Origin of the sequence: Rhizobium sp. R711 (genome assembly GCF_002211365.1) — a bacterium.
In the GTDB taxonomy this organism is placed as follows: Bacteria; Pseudomonadota; Alphaproteobacteria; order Rhizobiales; family Rhizobiaceae; genus Rhizobium.
In genome coordinates this window covers 1-18,644 of the sequence record NZ_LOKZ01000015.1, presented here as the reverse complement: position 1 = coordinate 18,644, position 18,644 = coordinate 1, and the positions used below count along the sequence as shown (strand labels likewise).

The window sequence follows — 18,644 nt, the reverse complement described above, 5'->3', positions numbered from 1 at the left end:
TCAAATGCATCTTCTTGCACTTGCAAACATGCTTCTTCATAAAGAAGCAGAGCCATGGAGTTACTGAATGCCGAGTTTGTTCCGTTTTCTCGCCATATTGGCGATCATCGCCGGTGCGATATACGGAACGATGTGGGCACTGGTTGCTTTCGTCGAGCCGCAGGAGCGTGACGTGACGATCCGTATTCCGTCCGAGCGGATCAACCCTCCGTCCACCGGCGCCATCAACCCGTCCAAGAAGTGAGACGATGAAGGATCTCGGCTGGGTTCACGTCGAAGCCTTTCTGGAAATGATGAGCGCGGAGCGGGGCGCAGCCGCCAATACACTTTCTTCCTATGAGCGCGATCTTGACGATCTTCATGGCTTCCTGAACGGCAAGAGCGTGCGCCTGCTGGAGGCGACATCGGCGGATCTTTCGGCCTATCTCTCTTCCCTCGCCGCGCATGGGTTCAAGCCATCGTCCCAGGCGCGGCGGCTGGCGGCGATGCGCCAGTTCTACAAGTTTCTCTACGCCGAAAGCCTGCGCACCGACGATCCGACTGGCGTTCTCGATGCGCCGAAGAAGGGCCGGGCTCTGCCGAAGACGATGGGGGTCGATGAGGTTGGCCGTTTGCTCGAGCAGGCGGAAACCGAAGCGCAGGATCCCGCGCCCGGCCAACTGCAGCGGCTTCGGATGCTGGCCCTTCTTGAGCTCCTCTATGCAACAGGGATGCGTGTGAGCGAGCTCGTCTCTCTTCCAGCCCGTGTGCTCGATCAGGACGGACGCTTCCTGATGATCCGTGGCAAGGGCAACAAGGAACGTCTCGTGCCGCTGTCGCAATCGGCGATCGTGGCACTGAAGCTCTACGGCCGGATGCTCGCCGCCGAGAACGCTGCCGCCAAGGTGCCACAGGAAAGCCTCTGGCTATTTCCCGCAGCCTCCCGGGAAGGCTACCTGCCGCGCCAGGTTTTCGCACGTGACTTGAAGAAGCTTGCGATCCGGGCAGGTCTCACCCCATCTATGATCTCGCCGCACGTCATGCGGCATGCATTTGCGAGCCACCTTCTCGCCAACGGCGCTGATCTTCGCGTCGTTCAGGAACTGCTCGGACACTCGGACATTTCAACCACGCAAATTTATACGCATGTGTTGGAGGAACGGCTTCAACAACTGGTCCAAACACACCACCCCCTTGCCAAACAGGCCAAAAAGCAGGAATAGGACCGGCAACAAAGGGCGAGCTCATACAAAGTAGCCCCGGCAAAAGGAACGGAAACGCACCTCATGCACAACTATCTCGACTTCGAAAAGCCGATCTCCGACCTCGAAGGCAAGATCATCGAACTGAAGAAGCTCGCCACGGAAGACGAGAGTATCGACACGTCCGATGAAATCGGCAGGCTCGAAGTTCGCGTTCGCGAAGCGATGCTCGACATCTATTCGAAGCTGAACGCCTGGCAGAAGACACAGGTTGCGCGCCATCCGCAGCGACCGCATTTCGTCGACTATGCCAAGACGCTGTTTCAGGAATTCACGCCTCTCGCCGGCGACCGCAAGTTCTCTGAGGATGCCGCTATCCAGGCGGGGCTTGCCCGCTTCCGCGGCCAGCCCGTCGCCGTTCTCGGCCAGGAAAAGGGCAATGACACGAAGAGCCGCCTAAAGCACAATTTCGGCAGCGCCCGTCCAGAAGGCTATCGCAAGGCGATCCGCGTCCTCGAGATGGCTGACCGCTTCGGCCTTCCCGTCATCACCCTCGTCGATACGGCAGGCGCCTATCCGGGCGTCGGCGCCGAAGAACGTGGCCAGGCCGAAGCCATCGCACGCTCGACGGAAATGTGCCTGTCGGTGAAGGTGCCGATCGTCTCCGTCGTCATCGGCGAAGGCGGCTCGGGCGGCGCAATCGCGATCGCCACCGGCAACCGTGTCTACATGCTGGAGCACGCGATCTACAGCGTCATCTCACCGGAAGGTGCGGCTTCGATCCTCTGGCGCGATTCCGCCCGCGCCAAGGAAGCGGCTACCAACATGAAGATCACCTCCGAGGATCTGAAGGCGCTTGGCATCATCGACGGCATCATCAGCGAGCCTCTCGGCGGCGCGCACCGCGATCCGGACAGCGTGATTGCTGCCACCGGCGATGTCATTGCCAATGCTCTCGGCGAACTTTCCAACCGCACTGGCGAGCAGCTTCGCAACGACCGTCGGCAGAAATTCCTCAACATGGGCCGCAATTTGTAGTAGTCGAAGAGATGGCTGCGCGGTGAATGAGGCCAAACCTTGGCCACAATAATGTTATCAGTAACATTCCTACTTGCGGGGGACGCGAGCGCGCTTCATAGGCTGCTAAGAGTTTGTGAACCATAGTCAGCCTATGATTCGCTCCGCACCTGGGGCTGGGTTGCATACTGTTGATGGGCTATTTTGAATGCGCATTCGTCATTTTGCATATGTTTCCCTGATCGCTCTGGCCCTGGCCGGCTGCAACGATGCATTGGAAACGGCCCAGGTCGACCTCTCGAAGGTCAAGAACAAGGTCGAGCAGCCGCTACCGCCGAAGATCCTGTCCGAGATGTCGGCCAAGGGCATGCAGCGCAATTCGCCGATCATGATCCGCATCTTCAAGGAAGAAGGCGCGCTGGAGATCTGGAAGGCGAAGACCGACAATCGCTTCGACAAGATCGCCGAATACAAGATCTGCGCCTGGTCGGGCCGCCTCGGCCCGAAGGTGAAGGAGGGTGACCGGCAGGCGCCGGAAGGCTTCTATGAGCTGACACGCGCCAACCTGAATCCGAATTCGAAGTATTATCTCGCGATCAACACCGGCTTCCCGAACCGCTACGACGCCGTCAACGGCCGTAACGGCACCAATCTGATGATCCATGGCGCATGCTCTTCGTCGGGCTGCTACTCGATGACCGACCAGCAGGTGCTGGAGATTTACGCGTTCGCTCGCGATGCCTTTGCCGGCGGCCAGTCGACGGTGCAGCTTCAGGCGTTCCCGTTCCGCATGACGGCGGAGAACATGGTACGGCATCGCCTCAACTCGAACATCGAGTTCTGGAACATGCTGAAGGTCGGCTACGACAACTTCGAGGTCACCAAGCGTCCTCCTGAGGTGAATTTCTGCGAGAAGAAGTACGTCTTCAATCAGCAGGCAACCGACAATGGCGAATTCAATGCGGCCGGGAAGTGCCCGGCAATGTCGACGCCGCCGGCGCTGACGGCTGCCCTTGCCTCCTACGGCAAGACCTACGACGCCGACTACGCCAAAGCCATGAAGAAATATGACGGCATGGCCTGGTACGATCCGAGCGAGGCCGAGCGCAAGGCCGTGGTCGCGAAGCTCAGGAAGGGTCGCGAACTGGCCTATGCGCCGACCGGCACCTCGCTCGAGGCCGGCAAGATGGTCAAAGTCGCCGATCTCGAAGAGATGATGGCGAGCAAGACCGCATCCACGGTTGCTGCAAATGCTGCTCCCGGTGCTGCTCCGGCCACGCCCGAAGCAAAGGAAATCGCCGTCGCCGCTGCCGTTCCGGCTCAGATTCCGGTCCCCACGCCGAGCCCGCTGGCATTCGCGCCGGTAGAGCAGCCGGAACCTGTGGAAGTCGCCTCAAAGAAGCCGTTCTGGAAGTTCTGGGCCAAGGACTGACGGCGTGAGTGCCATTCTCTACGACTTGCGCGGGCTGAAATGCCCGCTTCCGGTGCTGAAGGCCCGCCGCAAGATGTCCTCCTTGCCAAGCGGTTCATTGATCCAGGTCGAAACGACCGATCCGCTCGCTGGAATAGACATCCCTCATTTCTGCAACGAAGACGGACACGAGCTCATCGAGACCGTAAAGACCGACACCGGCCACCGGTTCCTCATCCGCAAGGGATAGATCAGAACCGCATGCCCGGCACGGCGAGTGGATTGTCGTTCAGCGCCGTCCGGTCCGGCGTATCGATGCGCGGTTTGCCGAGGAACGCATCGAACAGATCCTTGACGAAGGCTTCCGGCAAATCCTTGGTGATCAGCACCATGCGCGTGCGGCGATCCTGAGGGTCCGGCCAGGCTGGCAGGCGCGACGGCGGATGGAAGATACTCTGCACACCGTGAAGCACCAGCGGGCGATCCGGACGGTCCGAGACCGCAACGATCGCCTTCATCCGCAGCAGCTTCTCGCCATGCGCCGAACGCAGGAGGTCGATGAACATATCAAGCGCCATCGGCTCGATCGGCTTCTCCTCGATGATCGAGAAGGACCGGATCGAGCTATCGTGGCGGTTCACATCATGCGGGTCCTGGTGATCGTGTCCGTGATGATGGTCATGGTGGTGATGATGCCCGTCAGCGCCGTGGTGATGATGGTCATGATGGTGATGCGCGTCGTGCGCATCCTCATCCCGCAGCCAGCGGCCGACGTCGGCAATCTTGCTTGCCGGATCGTAGAGGCCGTTGACGAGCACGCCCACCTGCCCTGCCTCAGTGCTGTCGGCATCCAGCAATGCGGCGCGCGGATTAAGGGCATCAAGACGCGCTTCCAGCGCCCGCAACACCTCCTGCGAAGCCATCGTCCGTTTGGAGAGAATGAGCCGATCGGCAACCGCCGCTTGCTTCACCGCCTCCTCGTGGTTGTCGAGGGTCTGCGCACCGTTGACCGCATCGACCACGGTCACGATGCCATCAAGGTCGAAATTGGTGGCGATGATCGGGTTGCCCATGATCGCCTGCATGACGGGCGCCGGATCGGCAAGACCGGTGGTTTCGATCACGACGCGCTTCACCGGCTTGACGCGGCCGGTCTGCACCGCGTCCATTAGGTTGGCCAGCGTATCGACCAGTTCGCCGCGCACGGTGCAGCAGAGGCAGCCGTCCGACAGCTCGATGATCGCGTCGCCGGAGCTTTCCACCAGCAGATGATCGATGCCGACGTCACCAAACTCGTTGATGATCACGGCGGCGTCCTTCATCGCCGGATCCTTGAGGATACGGTTCAGCAGCGTCGATTTGCCGGCACCAAGAAAGCCTGTCAGGATGGTGACCGGGATCCGATCGGAAGCAGCGCTCATCGCGAACTGACCTTAAAAGGAGGTGGCCGGACGCGGCAGCGGCACCGGCACATTGGCGACCGTTCCCGCGGTGTCGGCAGTCGCCAGCTTATCCGGCTGTGGTTCGTTCTGGCCCGGAATGAGCCCCGCGAAGACGAAATTCGGCTCGTGGTCCATTTCCTGAATATAGGGCGACTGAACCTTCATCCGGCCGACTTCGTCGCGTGTCTCGCTGCGCACCTTGGCACCCTTGGCGCTGCAGATATCGGCGGTGATGTCGGCGACCTGATCCTGACCCGGCCCATAGGGTCGCAATGAACTGAGCGTATCGGGCGCGGCAAACTGCGAGGTGAAACCCTTCTGCAGCAGGTCGGCGGAGGCATCCGCGCGCGCCGCGAGGCTGTCGGTGCCGAGCACGACGGATATCAAGGTACGACCGTTGCGCGTCGCCGAAGCAATCTGGTTGAAGCCCGAAGCGCAAATGAAGCCGGTCTTCATACCGTCGGCGCCGGCGAAGCGGCCGATCAGGACGTTGATGCTTGGTACGTTCTTGGCGCCGGTCGTGATGCCCTCAAGCGAGAAATAGCCGGCATATTGCGGGAACTCGCGACGCAGCGCGACGGAAAGAACCGCGAGATCGCGCGCCGTCGTGTACTGGCCCTTGCCAGGCAGGCCGTTCGGATTGACGAAATGCGAGTCCGCCATGCCGAGCTTCGCAGCCTCGGCGTTCATCTTCAGCACAAAGGCTTCCTGCGTACCGCCGACAGCTTCTGCAACGGCAACGGCGATGTCGTTTGCCGACTTGACCATCAGGATCTTCAGCGCGCTGTCGAGCGTCAGCTTCTGTCCCGGCTTGAAATACATCTTCGCCGGCGGCTGGGCAGCCGCCCGCTTGCTCATGACAATGGGGGTATCGAGGCTGATCTGGCCGGCGCGAACCGCGTCGAAGACGGTGTAGACGGTCATCAGCTTGGTGAGCGAAGCCGGATACCACTTGCGGTACGCTTCCTCATGCTCCAGCACGCGGCCGCTCTGCACATCCACCAGGATATGCGGGTTCGCATAGGCTTGGGCAGTGGCCGAGAGAGCGATGGCGGCTGCGGAAGCTGCGATTGAAAGCGGCCGCAAGACGGCAAGCAAGCGATTCTGACGCGTCGACACGGTTCGTCCTTAAGATGTCCGGAGGTCTCGAAAGTTTCCCCTATTTAACGTATATGGCCATGACATGGCAAAGGGCCTTGACTAAGTTATTTCTGCGGCATCGTGTCCCCGCGACCCGGTGCTGTCCCCGTTTCGATTTCACGACAGGAAGCTGACATGCCGATTTTGAACAGAGCCGCCGAACTTCAGGACGAGGTGACAGAGTGGCGCCGGCATATCCATGCGCGCCCCGAACTTCTCTTCGCGGTCGAGAACACCGCTGCCTTCGTGGCCGAGAAACTCAAGGAATTCGGCATAGATGAGATCGTCACCGGCATCGGCAGAACAGGCGTTGTCGGCCTGATTAAGGGCAATGGCGAAGGCACCCGCACCATCGGCCTGCGCGCCGACATGGACGCGCTGCCGCTCACGGAAATCACCGGCAAGCCCTGGGCTTCGACGACCCCGGGCAAGATGCATGCCTGCGGCCACGACGGCCATACAGCCATGCTGCTCGGCGCGGCGAAATATCTGGCAGAAACGCGCAACTTCAACGGCAATATCGCGGTCATCTTCCAGCCGGCCGAGGAGGGCGGCGGCGGCGGCAACCTGATGGTCAAGGACGGCATGATGGAGCGCTTCGGCATCGAAGAGGTCTACGGTATGCATAACCTGCCGGGCCTTCCGGTCGGGCATTTTGCCATCCGCAGTGGTGCGATCATGGCCGCCACCGACGAATTCACCATCACCATCAAAGGCCGCGGCGGCCACGCTGCACAGCCGCACCGCACGATCGACCCGATCGCCATCGGCGCGCAGATCGTCAGCAACCTGCAGCTCATCGCCTCGCGAAGTGTGGATCCACTGCGCTCGGTCGTCGTCTCGGTCACCAAGTTCAACGCCGGCTTCGCGCACAATGTCATTCCAAACGACGCGACGATCGCCGGCACGGTGCGCACGCTCGACGAAGAGGTACGCAATCTTGCCGAAACCCGATTGAAGCGGGTCGTCAACGGCCTGGTCGCAGCCCACGGCGCCGAAGTCGATATCGACTTCAACCGGAACTACCCGGTCACCTACAATCACGCGACGGAAACCGGCCATGCGGTGCGCATCGCCGGCGAGATCGCGGGCGTCGGCAACGTCAACGCCGAGATAGACCCGATGATGGGCGGTGAGGACTTCTCCTATATGCTCAACGCCCGTCCCGGCGCATTCATCTTCATCGGCAATGGCGATACGGCGGGCCTGCACAACCCGGCCTACGATTTCAACGACGAAACCATCGCCCACGGCATTTCCTATTGGGTGCGACTCGCGGAACAGCGCCTCGGCGCCTGAAATCCGACTTTATCCAAACACATGCAAAAGAGCTTGGCTTCCGGCCAAGCCTTTTGTATGCATGACGCTCAAGTGGTCCCGTAGCTCAGCAGGATAGAGCATCAGATTCCTAATCTGAGGGTCACGCGTTCGAATCGCGTCGGGATCACCAGTCTTTTCAAAAGACTTATCTTCGATTTTCCAATCAGAGCCACGTTCGTGCGGCTGGGTGGTTGTCGGCGGCGTGAATGGTTTGCGGCCCACAACACCAACCCACCGCTCCTCAAATGGTCGCGTGTTCGTAACTGCAACTAATTCGCTAGGACTTGTCTCTGGGGAGGCAAATCACTCCAGCTTTCAGGCCGGGAAATGCGGCGATTTTAGTATATTATTCAACCTTTAGGGTACAACATCCACAGCCTTAAGGCGAGTGGCGTCTTCCGTTCATGACGATTTTCGGCCAATCTAAGCTTGGACGCGTCCGTTATGCCATCTTGATCGTAGTGCTGTTTGGCTTCGATTTCTTAAAGCCCCAAATCGAGCGCCTCATCATGACTGAGCAAGACAAAGCAGCCCGCCAACTGATGGCGTCACGACCTACCCATGGTCAAGGAAATGCGGCAAGCATCCCGTTTCAAGGCAAAAACATGCCGCTCATGTTGAGGGGCCAGGACGAAGCATTAAGGCAGATCGCCGCAAGCGGTCGCAAACCGACCGTAGGCGGGATAGAAAAACTGCACGGCATGGCCATAGAGAGCGCAATCGAGATGGCAATGGGAGATACTGAAACTGCCAGCTGACGGCCCGGCGCTCGTTTTTTGAGATGCTTTATGTCATTGCCGCGATTGCGATGACAGCAATCACCGTCATCGGTTTGCTCTACCTGCTCTCAAGCCGTCTTCGAGACATAGGATGGCCGCAATACCTCATATGGGTGCTTCTGACGCCGGTTTTCCTGCCGAAGTTTATCGCTATCCCACTGCCCGCTTTGGCGACACAAGGCATCACACTCTTTTTTATGGCATCGCCTTGGTCCTTGCGTTGGTCCCTAGCGAGGGCGCCACGCCCGCAGCCCCAAGTCGAGCTGCGTGGCCTTCGGCCCCGACGCGGCCGCGCAGAGGTCAGTTTGGCAGGCTCGGGATGGGCGATTAGGCACCAATGTCGAGCGGGCTTGCTTTGAATAATGATGGGTAGTTCGGCGGCGAAGAGGATCACGCGTTCGAATCACGTCTGAATCACCAGCACACCAGCGGCTCAAGAAGTCCCAGTCTACGCAGCTTGCCGGCTGGCGCTGCTCTGTGCAATGTCGTTCATCGAACGTTAAGCACGAACATGCAATTCGTGCGATCGGCGAGGGGGGTTAACCTCGACGGAGGCACAATGAAGAAACTGGTCTTGTCCGTGGTCACCGCAGCGATAGCGGCCAGCAGCGTCCTTGCCGTGGCCGAAACGGCTGCGGCTCAAGAATGGCGTCAACCATATTACGACGATGCGCCGCCCCCGCGCAGACATCACCACCATAATAATGGCGCTGCGATTGCGGGCGGCTTGGCTGCCGGCGTGATCGGCGGCCTCATCGGCGGCGCGATTGTCAACAACAACAGCGGGCCACGCTATATCGATCCGCCGCCTCCACCTCCGCCGCCGCCGCCACGCTGCTGGTTTGAGGACCGCGACGTTCGTAACGCCTATGATGGCGGCTGGCACACGGAAAGCGTTCGCGTCTGCAGCTAGTCGCTCGGGCGGCGCGTGGCCGGGAATTGTTCCCGGCCACGCGCCGCCCTAAAGCCTTGTCAGAAACGTCTCCAGCTCCTCGGCATCCACAAGCACGCGATGGCGCTCCTGCGGATAGGCACCGCTTTCGATGTCGGCCGCATATTCGCGGAATGCGGCGATCCGTTCGGCCTGGATGCGGTCATATTCCGCCGCAAGGTTGCGATAGACCTTGGCGTGGCGCGGATAGTGCCCACGGTTAAGGCCCAGCACATCCTCGGAGAAGAGATATTGGGCATCGCATCCGCTGCCGGCGCCCATTGAGATCATCAGCATTGAGGTCCGCTCCGATATCGCCGTGGCCACTTCGGCCGGCACGACCTCGATCTCCGCGCTGAACGCGCCTGCGGCCTCCAGATCCTTCACCTGCTTGTAGACGAAAGCCGCGGCTTCGGCCGTTTTGCCGACCGCGCGAAAACCGCCGGTCCATGTGGAGTGCGAGGGAATAAGCCCAGTGTGTCCACAGACCGGAATATACTCGTCACGCAACCGCCGGATCGTCTGCAGGCTTGCGGCACAATAGACGGCGTCCGCGGAAGCTGCCCGCATTTTCACGGCCGAGCGCAGGATCTCGCCGGTGGTGGCGCCGCTCTGACCATACTCGCCGCCTGGGATGGCGAAGCGCCCGGGGGCGGCATCGCGAAATCGCGGATCGAAGAGGAGTTCAGGCGGAACGGAAATCAGGTCGATGCCGGCAGCCTCGGCCGCTTCGGCCTCTTCAAGCGACACAACGCGCAGCATGCTGAGCTGCCGCTTGCCCTTCATTGCCAGGAGGTCATGCACAGTCGGACGCACTTGTTTACCCATCGCTAATACCTTGAGAATAGGGGTCGCCGGTCAGGCGGCCAGGAGGGATTTCAATTTGACGCTGCTTGCAACCAGCGCCGCCGGATCCGGATGCGCCCGCGCCGCAATCAGCTTTTCGGCAAGCCGGATATCGCGGGCAACCGCGTTGCCGCGACCGATGCCGCTGGCCGCAAGCAGCCTGCCGGCCTGATCGAGATGAAAGAGAATGAAAGCGCCCTCGCCGAGGTCTCGGCGCAAATGCTGGACGGCACCCTCCGCCAAGCCAGCGATCTGCAGGGTTACGTCGTACTGATCGGACCAAAACCAGGGCACGGCGGAAACAGTTTCGCCAAGCCCCATCATGTTGGCTGCGGCCAGGGCTCCTTGCTCCTGCGCATTTCGCCAGGATTCGAGCCGGACACGCCGGCCGCCATAGATCGCCAGCGGGAAAGAGCAGCAGTCGCCTGCCGCGTAGATATCGGGCGCGGAAGTGCGGAGGCACTCATCGACGGCGATGCCATTGTCGATTTGAAGTCCGGCACGAGCAGCAAGCTCCGCATTGGGCGTGGCGCCAATTCCGACGAGCACGAGATCGGCGCTGACCGTGCTGCCGTCAGCCAGTTGAATGATGGCTCTTTCGTCGTCTTCGGCAATCGCGGTGATTGCCACGCCGCAGCGGATATCGACGCCCTCGAGCGAATGCCGTTCGCAGATCACGCCTGCGACCTCCTCCGGCACGCCGCGCTTCAACACGCGTTCAAGGCCTTCGAGAACCGTCACGTCAGTTCCGAGCCCACGTGCCGTCGCGGCAAGTTCCAGGCCGATAAAACCGCCGCCAACGATCACGATATGCTTTCCGGGCACCATCGCCTTCCGAAGTGCGACCGCGTCGGCATGGGTACGCAGCAGACGGATATGCTGGCTATCCTCGGCAATCCCGGGAAACGCCCGCGCGCGGGCACCGGTCGCGAACAAAAGCTTGTCATAGGCAATGGTACGGCCATCGGAAAGCGTAACGGCCTTTGTAGCGGGATCAACGCCTTGAACCGTCACGCCTGTCATGAGGCTGACGCCGCCTGCAGCATATCTCTGCGGCTCGGCGATGAATTTCGGCCCCGTCCCTTCCTCGGCCGTCTTCGAAAGCGGCGGCCGCTCGTAGGGTGCGAGAGTTTCGTTTCCGATCAGCGTGATCTCGCCGTCAAACCCCTTTTCGCGCAAGGCAAACGCCGTGCGTGCGCCGCATTCCCCTGCTCCGATGATCACGAAATGGGTCATGACGGGCTCCTCAGATCGAAATGAAGACGGCGCCGCCTTCGACCTTCACGGGATAGGTATTGAGGTTGACGCAGACCGGCGCCCCCTTGGCCTGACCTGTCTTGTAGTTGAAGCGGCCATTATGCTTCGGACACTCGATGATCTCGTCCATGACAAGGCCGTCGGCCAGATGGACCTGCTCGTGCGTGCAAAGCCCGTCCGTTGCGAAAAACTGGTCGTCGGGGCTGCGATAGACCGCAAACGTCCTGCCTTGATGGTCGAACCGCATGACATCTTCCTCGTCGATGTCCTCGACCGCACAGACTTCGATCCAATTTCCGCTCATCATGTCCTCCCAGAACTTCGTGATTTGTGCTGCGCTATTGGGCGGCCGGCGCAAGTTCGGCGTGGAATTCCTCACGATAGGGCCGTGCCGTCGCCGGCAACTCGCGTTTCAGGAAATAGTCCTCATTGCGCAGCTGGCGCAGGAATGCCGGGAGCATCTCGCGATAACCGGACCAGATCGACGGGTTCGCAGTTGGCAGATCGTGCTTGATCATTGCGTGCAGGCGCGGCAGCGCGTGATAGGGCACCATCGGAAACATGTGATGCTCGACGTGGTAGTTCATGTTCCAGTAAATAAAGCGGCTGACGGGGTTCATGTGAACCGTGCGACTGTTCAGCCGATGGTCGATGACGTTGTCCGCAAGACCGCCATGTTGCAGCAGACCGGTCAGCACGTGGTGCCATGCGCCATAGAGCCGCGGTAGACCGATCAGCACCAGCGGCAGGATGGTCCCCATCGCAATCGCAGCGGCGATCGTGACGACATAGATAGCAAGCCAGATACGGGCGACGAGGATCGCGCGCGGCTGCTCCATCTCAGGGATGAAGGTCTTCTCTTCGGCACTGATGACACCGAAGGCATTGCGCAGCATGTCGACCATCGCGTGCCAGACATCGAGAACGCCGAAGAAGTTCAGGATCAGTCGCAGCAGATCCGGCGGGCGCATCACGGCAATCTCGCGATCCCGGCCGACGATCACCGTGTCGGTGTGATGACGCGTATGGCTCCAGCGCCAGGTGACTGGATTACGCATGATCATGAAGCTGGCGATCTGGTAGACGGCGCCGTTCATCCAGCGCGTCTTGAAGGCCGTGCCGTGACCGCACTCATGCCAACGGCTATCGGATGCCGAACCGTAAAGCACCCCATAGGCAAGAAGGAAGGGCACACACAGCCAGGAGCCCCAGAAGTAGACGCCAAGCCCGGCAAGGACGATCATTGCGCCGAGCCAGATGATCGTATCGCGAACGGCCGGCGCATCGGAACGTTGCATCAGCGCCTTCATCTCTTTGCGCGGGACCTCCGTGTGATACCACTCCGCCGCCGCCAGCCCCGTGTCGACGGCCGTCCGGCCGCTTTCGCCGAGCAGGCTGTAGTCTCGCTTCTTCGTATGATCCGCCATCGCAACCTCCCGCATGCCATCCCTCTCGGCCTGTCCAGTCGAGAATATGTTGACTTTCATCAAGCGACAATGCAGCCTTGATGTAATCTATCAAAACCCATCATTGCGGCCACATCACAATGATTGATTCTTGCAAGGGCGAAATGGTGAAGCGACCAACGATACAGGATCTGGCGAATGCTTCCGGCGTTAGCGTTGCAACGGTCGATCGCGTTCTGAACGGACGTCATCGCGTGCGCGAGGAGACGGCCAGGCGCGTCTATAACGCGGCCGCCTCGATCGGCTATCATGCGGTCGGCCTGCTCAGGCAGAGAGTATTTCAAGATCTCCCGCATTACCGGCTGGGCTTTCTTCTGCAGCGTCCGACGCAGTCGTTCTATCAAACGCTTGCCCGCGAAATCGAGCAGGCGGCTAACTCCAACACATCATCTCGCCTCACCGCCCAGATCGAATATGCGACCGCGTCTACTCCTGCAGCGATCATTGAAAAGTTGAAGCTGCTTGCCAGCCGCAATCAGGCGATTGCATTGGTCGGTCCGGACTATCCTGCCGTCACGGCCGAGGTTGAAGACCTGAAAGCCAGGGGCATCGCCGCCTTTTCCATCCTGTCCGATCTCGCCAGTGGCGTCCGCCAGGGCTACGTCGGGTTGAACAATCGAAAGGTCGGCCGCACGGCCGCGTGGATGATCGCGAAGGCCTCCAAGAGACCGGGCAAGGTCGCCTGCTTTGTCGGCAGCCATCGCTATCACGGGCATGAACTGCGCGAGATCGGCTTTCGCTCGTATTTTCGCGAGAATGCGCCAGATTTCGAGGTTCTCGAAACACTGATAAACCTCGAGACCCCGGAGATCACGCACGAGGCCACCATCAACCTGCTCAAGCAGCATCCCGACCTCGTCGGCTTCTATGTCTGCGGCGGCGGCATGGAAGGTGCGATCTCCGCTGTCCGCGAAGAAGGCCTCGCAGGCAAGCTTGCCGTGGTCGTCAATGAACTGACACCGGACTCGCGCGCAGCACTCGCCGACGATGTGGTGACCATGGCGATCGCAACACCCGTCAAGAGCCTCTGCAACGAGTTGATTGCCCTGATGACCGCATCCATAGGGTCAGAAAGCGACGCCGTCCCGGGGCAGTCGTTCCTGCCTTTCGACATCTACACCTCAGAGAACATCTAACGGCTCCCGACGACCTTCTAGCATCAGGCGAGCGGCCTGTTGCCACCGGTTCAGGCCCGTGTCAGTTTTGTAACACACTAACCTGCCTGCTGCGGTGAACGTAGAGTCCCGAACCGCTGCGAAGACCTGAACCTGCAGGCATCGAAGCGGTCGCATAAATTGAAAAAGCAATCCATATACCGCCCCAGCATCGGTAGTGTTTCGCTATCGGCAATCACCGGTCTCTATCTGGTCCTGTTCCTGAATCGGACGTTCTGGGGCAAGGTTCACGCCAATCTCGCCGCGGCGCCGATAGCGGTTGCCGCCCTCTACCTCGCAATCTCCGTTCTGTTCATCGCGTTCGTCACGGCTTTCTCGGCAAAGTACGTTATCAAGCCGGTGCTGATTTTCCTAGTTCTTGCGGCTTCGCTTGCTGCCTGGTTCACGGATTCCTTTGGCGTCCTTGTCGATCCCGACATGATTAGAAACGCCATGGAGACGACGCCTGCCGAGGCCAACCACCTGATCACACCCGGCTTTTTTCTGCACATCGTATTGTTTTCGGCCATCCCGACGGCACTGATCTTATGGGTCAGGGTCGTCCATCGTCCCATCCTGAAAAAGCTCTTGTGGAACAGCGTGACGATCATCGGCTGTCTGTTGATATTTGGTGCTGTCGCAGGCGCCTATTCCAAGGACTATGCCGCAGCAATCCGCCAGCACCGCGATATAGTGAAGAGCCTGAACCCGGTTACGCCAATCGTCAGCGCCACACGATATTTCGTTCAGGCGGGCAAGGAAGCCAGATCCGTCGTCAGGCCCGTTGGTACCGACGCCAAGGTCGTTCCGGTCATGTCCTTGAACAAACCACGGGTCACGATCATCGTTGCCGGCGAAACGGCGCGGGCGATGAATTTCTCGCTTGGCGACTACGGTCGCAATACCAACCCGGAGCTTCAAAAGCGGAACGTTCTCTATTTCCCGCATACGACGAGTTGCGGCACGGCGACTGCCACATCGATACCCTGCATGTTCTCGCCCTTCACGCGCGCCAGCTACACACACGCCAAGGGGTCGCAGAACGAGGGCTTGATGGATGTGCTCGCCCATGCGGGCATCGATGTGACCTGGTTTGACAACAATACCGGAAGCAAGGGCGCCGCGGCGCGGATCCCCTACGTGGACCTGGCAAATTCAACCGACCCGCGCTTCTGCCGGAACGGCGAGTGCCAGGACGGAATTTTTCTCGACAGGCTCGACGATTGGTTGAACGGCGTGAGCAAGGATAGCGTCCTTGTACTCCATCAGATCGGCAGTCACGGCCCCGCTTATCATCTACGCTATCCCAAGGAGTTCCGAAAATTCACTCCTGAGTGCGAGACAGCGGAGCTTTCCAATTGCAAGGACAACGAGATCGTCAACGCGTACGACAACTCGATCCTCTATACTGACCACTTCCTTTCCACGGTCATCGATAGGCTCAAGGCACGTAGCGACAAGATCGCGGCCGGACTGATCTATATGTCAGACCACGGCGAATCGCTCGGCGAGAAGGGCCTTTATCTTCATGGCGCTCCATATTTCCTCGCCCCCGAGGAGCAGAAGCACGTGCCCTTCCTCCTCTGGCTGGATCCGGATTTCACCGCGTCGATGGCTCTCGATAAGGCGTGCCTTGCCCAGTCGACGAACGATCCGACATCCCACGACAACCTGTTCCACAGCGTACTGGGAATGATGAACGTGGTGACATCCGTCTATGAACCGAAGCTCGATGTTTTCGCCGGCTGCAAACGGGCCGGACCTCCTGGCCCCTAGGAGCGCGCCGCCCAGGAAAGGCCGCGGCGAAGAATGAGGCGCATGTAGGGGTGATCGAACTCGCTCGCGACGTGACCGAGAGCGCAGTAGAAGACACGCCCCTGCCCGAATTGGCGCTTGAAGGCGACCGGCATTGTGACGTTGCGGGCAGCCGCATCATACTCTCCGGAAAAACTCGTCGTCGCCAGGATTTCGACGGAAGGATCATAGTGGAGGTAGTATTGCTCGGACCGATAGTCGAAGTCGGGAATCGCCTCCATTACAGGATCGTCCTGGCGGGTGACCTTGACACGGAAATCGATGATATTGCCGGGATGGGCGACCCACGTGACCCCGCAGACATATCGGAAGGGTGCACTCTCCTTGAACGAGGTCGCAAGCGCGCCATGATGCCCACCGAGGCCGAGACCGCCACGCACTGCCGACACCAACGCATCCGCGTGCGCCTTCTCGATTTTCTCACCGGTTATGACAGGCACAAGCAGATCCGCGTTGGCGATCACAGCTGAGCCGAAGATGCCAAGATCGCCAGTCACCTCGACGGCAAAATCATCCTCTCGCAACAACTCCGCAACGCGGTGAGCACACTCCTCGGGTTCGTGGCCGATCCAGCCGCCCCAGACGATGATCGCTTTGCGCATTAGCGCCTCCCTTGCCGCACACACTGGGCCGCCGAGACAGCCAACTCTCCTTACGACAAGACCGACGCCACATACCAGCGCAAGCCTTTGCCAATCACATTTTCTGTCGGCGATCGGAAGGCGGAACTTTTCCGACCTACAAGGCGTTCGACGGAAAGAGCGGAGTGCTTGCCATGCGCGTGAAATTGACGTTGCTTGTATTCGCATATCTCATCGTCAGCGGCTTGTTACTTGCAACCGCCTTTAAATCGACGGGGCCGATCACCACGCCAAAGACGGACAGGATCGCAGCCTTCCAAATGGAACGCTTTGCCGGCTGAGGGATAATTACGCCACTTCAATATCATTGCGCACGGGTCTCGTCCCCGCGATAGCCTGCGCGACGGCGGTTGCACGCTCGATCTCGGCTGGCGTGGCAACCATGCCCGTCAGCACGATGGTATGATCTTCGAGCGTGACCTTCACGTCCGCAGCATCGATCCCACCAGCCACAGCCAGAGCATTCGCCACGGCCTCCTCAAGCGCGGCGTCCTTGTCAGCGCCGGTCTCGGGCTCGAAAGGTTCGCCGTAGAACGTCGGTTGCTTGAAAACCATTTGCCTTCCTCCTGTCTCAACTGCAAAACGCGGCGATTGGCCGATTGGTTTCGCGCCGCACTCCGAGGCATCCCCGACATCCGATGCAGGGGCGACCGCGCTGGCGGATCGCTGGATTTCTGCTGCGGCGCACACTTGCCGCTCATTTCAATCCCCTGTACAGGCAGAGCCAATGCAAGAGTTTTGGCGAAATCACCGATGATGGCAGGCGAAAGGGCGCCCAGGCGCCTCAGCATTTTTGGCTCAACCGGCTCGATCGGACAAAACACGCTCGACGTTGTCGACCAACTGGGCGGGCGGGACCGCTACGAGATCGCTGTAGTCACCGGCAATGAGAACGTCCAGCTTCTGGCGCAGCAGGCGAAGTCTGCCGGCGCCAAGCTTGCGGTCACGGCTAGCGACGGCAAGTATCACTCGCTGAAGGAAGAACTGTCTGGCAGCGGCATCGCGGTCGCCGCCGGCGTATCGGGCCTAGCGGAAGCAGCTGACCTCGATGCGGATTGGGTGATGGCCGCCATCGTTGGTACCGCCGGACTGGCGCCGACGCTGGCCGCTGCCCGCAAGGGCGCCACGATCGCGCTTGCCAACAAGGAATGTCTGGTTTCCGCCGGCGATCTCTTCATCGATGCCGTGGCAAAGGGCGGTGGGCGGCTGATCCCGGTCGACAGCGAACATAGCGCGATCTTTCAATCTCTTGACGAAGATCAGCGGCACGCTGTCGAACGGATCATTCTGACGGCTTCGGGTGGCCCATTCCGCACTTGGTCGCGTGCCGACATGGCGAACGTGACCGCGGCGACGGCGCGTGCACATCCCAACTGGTCGATGGGGTTGAAGATCTCGGTCGGGAGTGCCTCGATGTTCAACAAGGCGCTGGAGATGATTGAGGCGAAGCACCTCTTCAATGTTCGCCCGGACCAGATCGAAGTGATCGTGCATCCGCAATCGATCATTCACTCCATGGTCGGCTACACGGATGGATCGATCATCGCCCAGCTCGGCAGCCCCGACATGCGGACGGCGATCGGCTACGCGCTCGACTATCCGCGCCGGACGAAGCTGAACGTCGAGCGGCTGGATTTCGCCAAGCTCTCGCGCCTCGACTTCGAGGCGCCGGATGAAGCGCGTTTCCCGGCGCTGAGACTGGCGCGCACCGCGCTGGAACGGGGCGGCCTGCAGGGCGCCATCATGAATGCGGCCGAGGAAGTTGCGTTTCACGCCTTCGTCGAAGAACGGATCGGCTTCCTGGCCATGGCAGACATTGCCGAAGCGATCATGGATAAGATGATTGCAACTGGCGAAGCGAAGACGATGGACGACGTCTTTGCTGCCGATGCGGAGGCCCGCAGGCTCGCTGCCGAACTGGTAACCGTCAACGAAAAGGCCGCCTAACGGCGGCCCCTCGCTTTTCCCGGATAACGGCTCTTTAGGCCACGTGCCGCGCGAGCGCGCAGCGCGACCAGAGCGAATGTAGGGCGTCGACGAGATGCTCGATGTCGGCATCGCTGTGCAGCGGCGTCGGGGTGATGCGCAGCCGCTCGGTCTTCTTCGGCACCGTCGGGTAGTTGATCGGCTGCACGTAGACACCGCAATTGTCGATGAGCAGATCGGAGATCCACTTGCACTTGGCGGCATCGCCGACCATGACCGGGACAATATGGCTCGGGTTCGGCATATGCGGAATGCCGC

At 60.3% G+C, this 18,644-nt stretch carries 21 protein-coding genes and 1 tRNA gene; 13 read left to right on the top strand and 9 right to left on the bottom strand.

Features of this window, described 5'->3' with window-relative positions; translation table 11 throughout:
* Window positions 1–67: 67 nt before the first annotated feature.
* The 5 genes from ATY80_RS28995 (at window position 68) to ATY80_RS16300 (ending at window position 3,859) form a co-directional block, all read left to right on the top strand.
* Complete coding sequence (locus ATY80_RS28995) at window positions 68–244, top strand: hypothetical protein (protein ID WP_007789465.1); 177 nt, start codon at window positions 68–70, stop codon at window positions 242–244.
* Between the two features lie 4 nt (window positions 245–248).
* On the top strand, window positions 249–1,202 hold the full coding sequence (gene xerD / locus ATY80_RS16315) for a site-specific tyrosine recombinase XerD (protein ID WP_088693424.1): 954 nt from the start codon (window positions 249–251) through the stop codon (window positions 1,200–1,202).
* Window positions 1,203–1,265: 63 nt separating this feature from the next.
* Window positions 1,266–2,219, top strand: a complete 954-nt coding sequence (locus ATY80_RS16310) for an acetyl-CoA carboxylase carboxyltransferase subunit alpha (RefSeq protein ID WP_088693423.1) — start codon at window positions 1,266–1,268, stop codon at window positions 2,217–2,219.
* A 187-nt stretch (window positions 2,220–2,406) separates the two neighbouring features.
* Window positions 2,407–3,630 (top strand): murein L,D-transpeptidase family protein, encoded by a 1,224-nt coding sequence (locus tag ATY80_RS16305; protein WP_088693422.1) that lies wholly within the window; start codon window positions 2,407–2,409, stop codon window positions 3,628–3,630.
* 4 nt (window positions 3,631–3,634) lie between these two features.
* The gene (locus tag ATY80_RS16300) at window positions 3,635–3,859 is read left to right on the top strand and encodes a sulfurtransferase TusA family protein (protein ID WP_088693421.1); all 225 of its coding nucleotides are present in this window, start codon (window positions 3,635–3,637) and stop codon (window positions 3,857–3,859) included.
* 1 nt (window position 3,860) lies between these two features.
* On the opposite strand, the gene ATY80_RS16295 is transcribed toward ATY80_RS16300, so the two are convergent.
* Window positions 3,861–5,030 (bottom strand): GTP-binding protein, encoded by a 1,170-nt coding sequence (locus tag ATY80_RS16295; protein WP_088693420.1) that lies wholly within the window; start codon window positions 5,028–5,030, stop codon window positions 3,861–3,863.
* A 12-nt stretch (window positions 5,031–5,042) separates the two neighbouring features.
* A complete protein-coding gene (locus ATY80_RS16290; protein WP_088693419.1) occupies window positions 5,043–6,170 on the bottom strand; it encodes a D-alanyl-D-alanine carboxypeptidase family protein in 1,128 nt (375 codons plus the stop codon).
* A gap of 156 nt (window positions 6,171–6,326) precedes the next feature.
* On the opposite strand from ATY80_RS16290, the gene ATY80_RS16285 reads away from it, so the two are divergent.
* The 4 genes from ATY80_RS16285 to ATY80_RS16265 all read left to right on the top strand — a co-directional run bounded on the left by ATY80_RS16285 (window position 6,327) and on the right by ATY80_RS16265 (window position 9,203).
* On the top strand, window positions 6,327–7,490 hold the full coding sequence (locus ATY80_RS16285; protein ID WP_088693418.1) for a M20 aminoacylase family protein: 1,164 nt from the start codon (window positions 6,327–6,329) through the stop codon (window positions 7,488–7,490).
* Between the two features lie 74 nt (window positions 7,491–7,564).
* A tRNA-Arg gene (locus tag ATY80_RS16280) sits at window positions 7,565–7,641 on the top strand.
* 274 nt (window positions 7,642–7,915) lie between these two features.
* The gene (locus ATY80_RS16275) at window positions 7,916–8,269 is read left to right on the top strand and encodes a hypothetical protein (RefSeq protein WP_088693417.1); all 354 of its coding nucleotides are present in this window, start codon (window positions 7,916–7,918) and stop codon (window positions 8,267–8,269) included.
* 580 nt (window positions 8,270–8,849) lie between these two features.
* Entirely contained in the window at window positions 8,850–9,203 is a 354-nt protein-coding gene (locus ATY80_RS16265) for an acid shock protein (protein WP_088693415.1), read from the top strand.
* Window positions 9,204–9,251: 48 nt separating this feature from the next.
* Here ATY80_RS16265 and ATY80_RS16260 read toward each other — a convergent pair whose 3' ends face one another.
* The 4 genes from ATY80_RS16260 to ATY80_RS16245 are packed head-to-tail and all read right to left on the bottom strand — an operon-like array spanning window position 9,252 to window position 12,751.
* On the bottom strand, window positions 9,252–10,049 hold the full coding sequence (locus tag ATY80_RS16260; RefSeq protein ID WP_088693414.1) for a 3-methyl-2-oxobutanoate hydroxymethyltransferase: 798 nt from the start codon (window positions 10,047–10,049) through the stop codon (window positions 9,252–9,254).
* A gap of 30 nt (window positions 10,050–10,079) precedes the next feature.
* Window positions 10,080–11,303 carry an FAD-dependent oxidoreductase gene (locus ATY80_RS16255; RefSeq protein ID WP_088693413.1) on the bottom strand — a complete coding sequence of 408 codons (1,224 nt, stop codon included), beginning with the start codon at window positions 11,301–11,303 and terminating at the stop codon, window positions 10,080–10,082.
* Window positions 11,304–11,313: 10 nt separating this feature from the next.
* Window positions 11,314–11,628: a MocE family 2Fe-2S type ferredoxin gene (locus tag ATY80_RS16250; RefSeq protein WP_088693412.1), complete on the bottom strand. Its 315-nt coding sequence runs from the start codon at window positions 11,626–11,628 to the stop codon at window positions 11,314–11,316.
* A 34-nt stretch (window positions 11,629–11,662) separates the two neighbouring features.
* Complete coding sequence (locus tag ATY80_RS16245) at window positions 11,663–12,751, bottom strand: fatty acid desaturase family protein (protein ID WP_088693411.1); 1,089 nt, start codon at window positions 12,749–12,751, stop codon at window positions 11,663–11,665.
* Window positions 12,752–12,894: 143 nt separating this feature from the next.
* Here ATY80_RS16245 and ATY80_RS16240 point away from each other — a divergent pair, with 143 nt between their 5' ends.
* On the top strand, window positions 12,895–13,926 hold the full coding sequence (locus ATY80_RS16240) for a LacI family DNA-binding transcriptional regulator (protein ID WP_088693478.1): 1,032 nt from the start codon (window positions 12,895–12,897) through the stop codon (window positions 13,924–13,926).
* Between the two features lie 159 nt (window positions 13,927–14,085).
* Window positions 14,086–15,720, top strand: coding sequence for a phosphoethanolamine--lipid A transferase (locus ATY80_RS16235; protein WP_088693410.1), 1,635 nt, complete (start codon window positions 14,086–14,088; stop codon window positions 15,718–15,720).
* Here the strand turns inward: ATY80_RS16235 and ATY80_RS16230 are convergent.
* Window positions 15,717–16,361, bottom strand: a complete 645-nt coding sequence (locus ATY80_RS16230) for a ThuA domain-containing protein (RefSeq protein ID WP_088693409.1) — start codon at window positions 16,359–16,361, stop codon at window positions 15,717–15,719. The two genes, ATY80_RS16235 and ATY80_RS16230, sit on opposite strands and share 4 nt — an antisense overlap.
* Before the next feature lie 164 nt (window positions 16,362–16,525).
* On the opposite strand from ATY80_RS16230, the gene ATY80_RS28990 reads away from it, so the two are divergent.
* Complete coding sequence (locus ATY80_RS28990) at window positions 16,526–16,681, top strand: hypothetical protein (protein ID WP_189637181.1); 156 nt, start codon at window positions 16,526–16,528, stop codon at window positions 16,679–16,681.
* A 7-nt stretch (window positions 16,682–16,688) separates the two neighbouring features.
* Here ATY80_RS28990 and ATY80_RS16225 read toward each other — a convergent pair whose 3' ends face one another.
* On the bottom strand, window positions 16,689–16,955 hold the full coding sequence (locus tag ATY80_RS16225) for a BON domain-containing protein (RefSeq protein ID WP_088693408.1): 267 nt from the start codon (window positions 16,953–16,955) through the stop codon (window positions 16,689–16,691).
* Between the two features lie 198 nt (window positions 16,956–17,153).
* Here ATY80_RS16225 and dxr point away from each other — a divergent pair, with 198 nt between their 5' ends.
* The gene (gene dxr / locus ATY80_RS16220; protein WP_088693407.1) at window positions 17,154–18,347 is read left to right on the top strand and encodes a 1-deoxy-D-xylulose-5-phosphate reductoisomerase; all 1,194 of its coding nucleotides are present in this window, start codon (window positions 17,154–17,156) and stop codon (window positions 18,345–18,347) included.
* A gap of 34 nt (window positions 18,348–18,381) precedes the next feature.
* On the opposite strand, the gene ATY80_RS16215 is transcribed toward dxr, so the two are convergent.
* Window positions 18,382–18,644 (bottom strand): aminotransferase class I/II-fold pyridoxal phosphate-dependent enzyme (locus tag ATY80_RS16215; protein ID WP_141105566.1); only part of this gene is annotated, 263 nt, incomplete at its 5' end.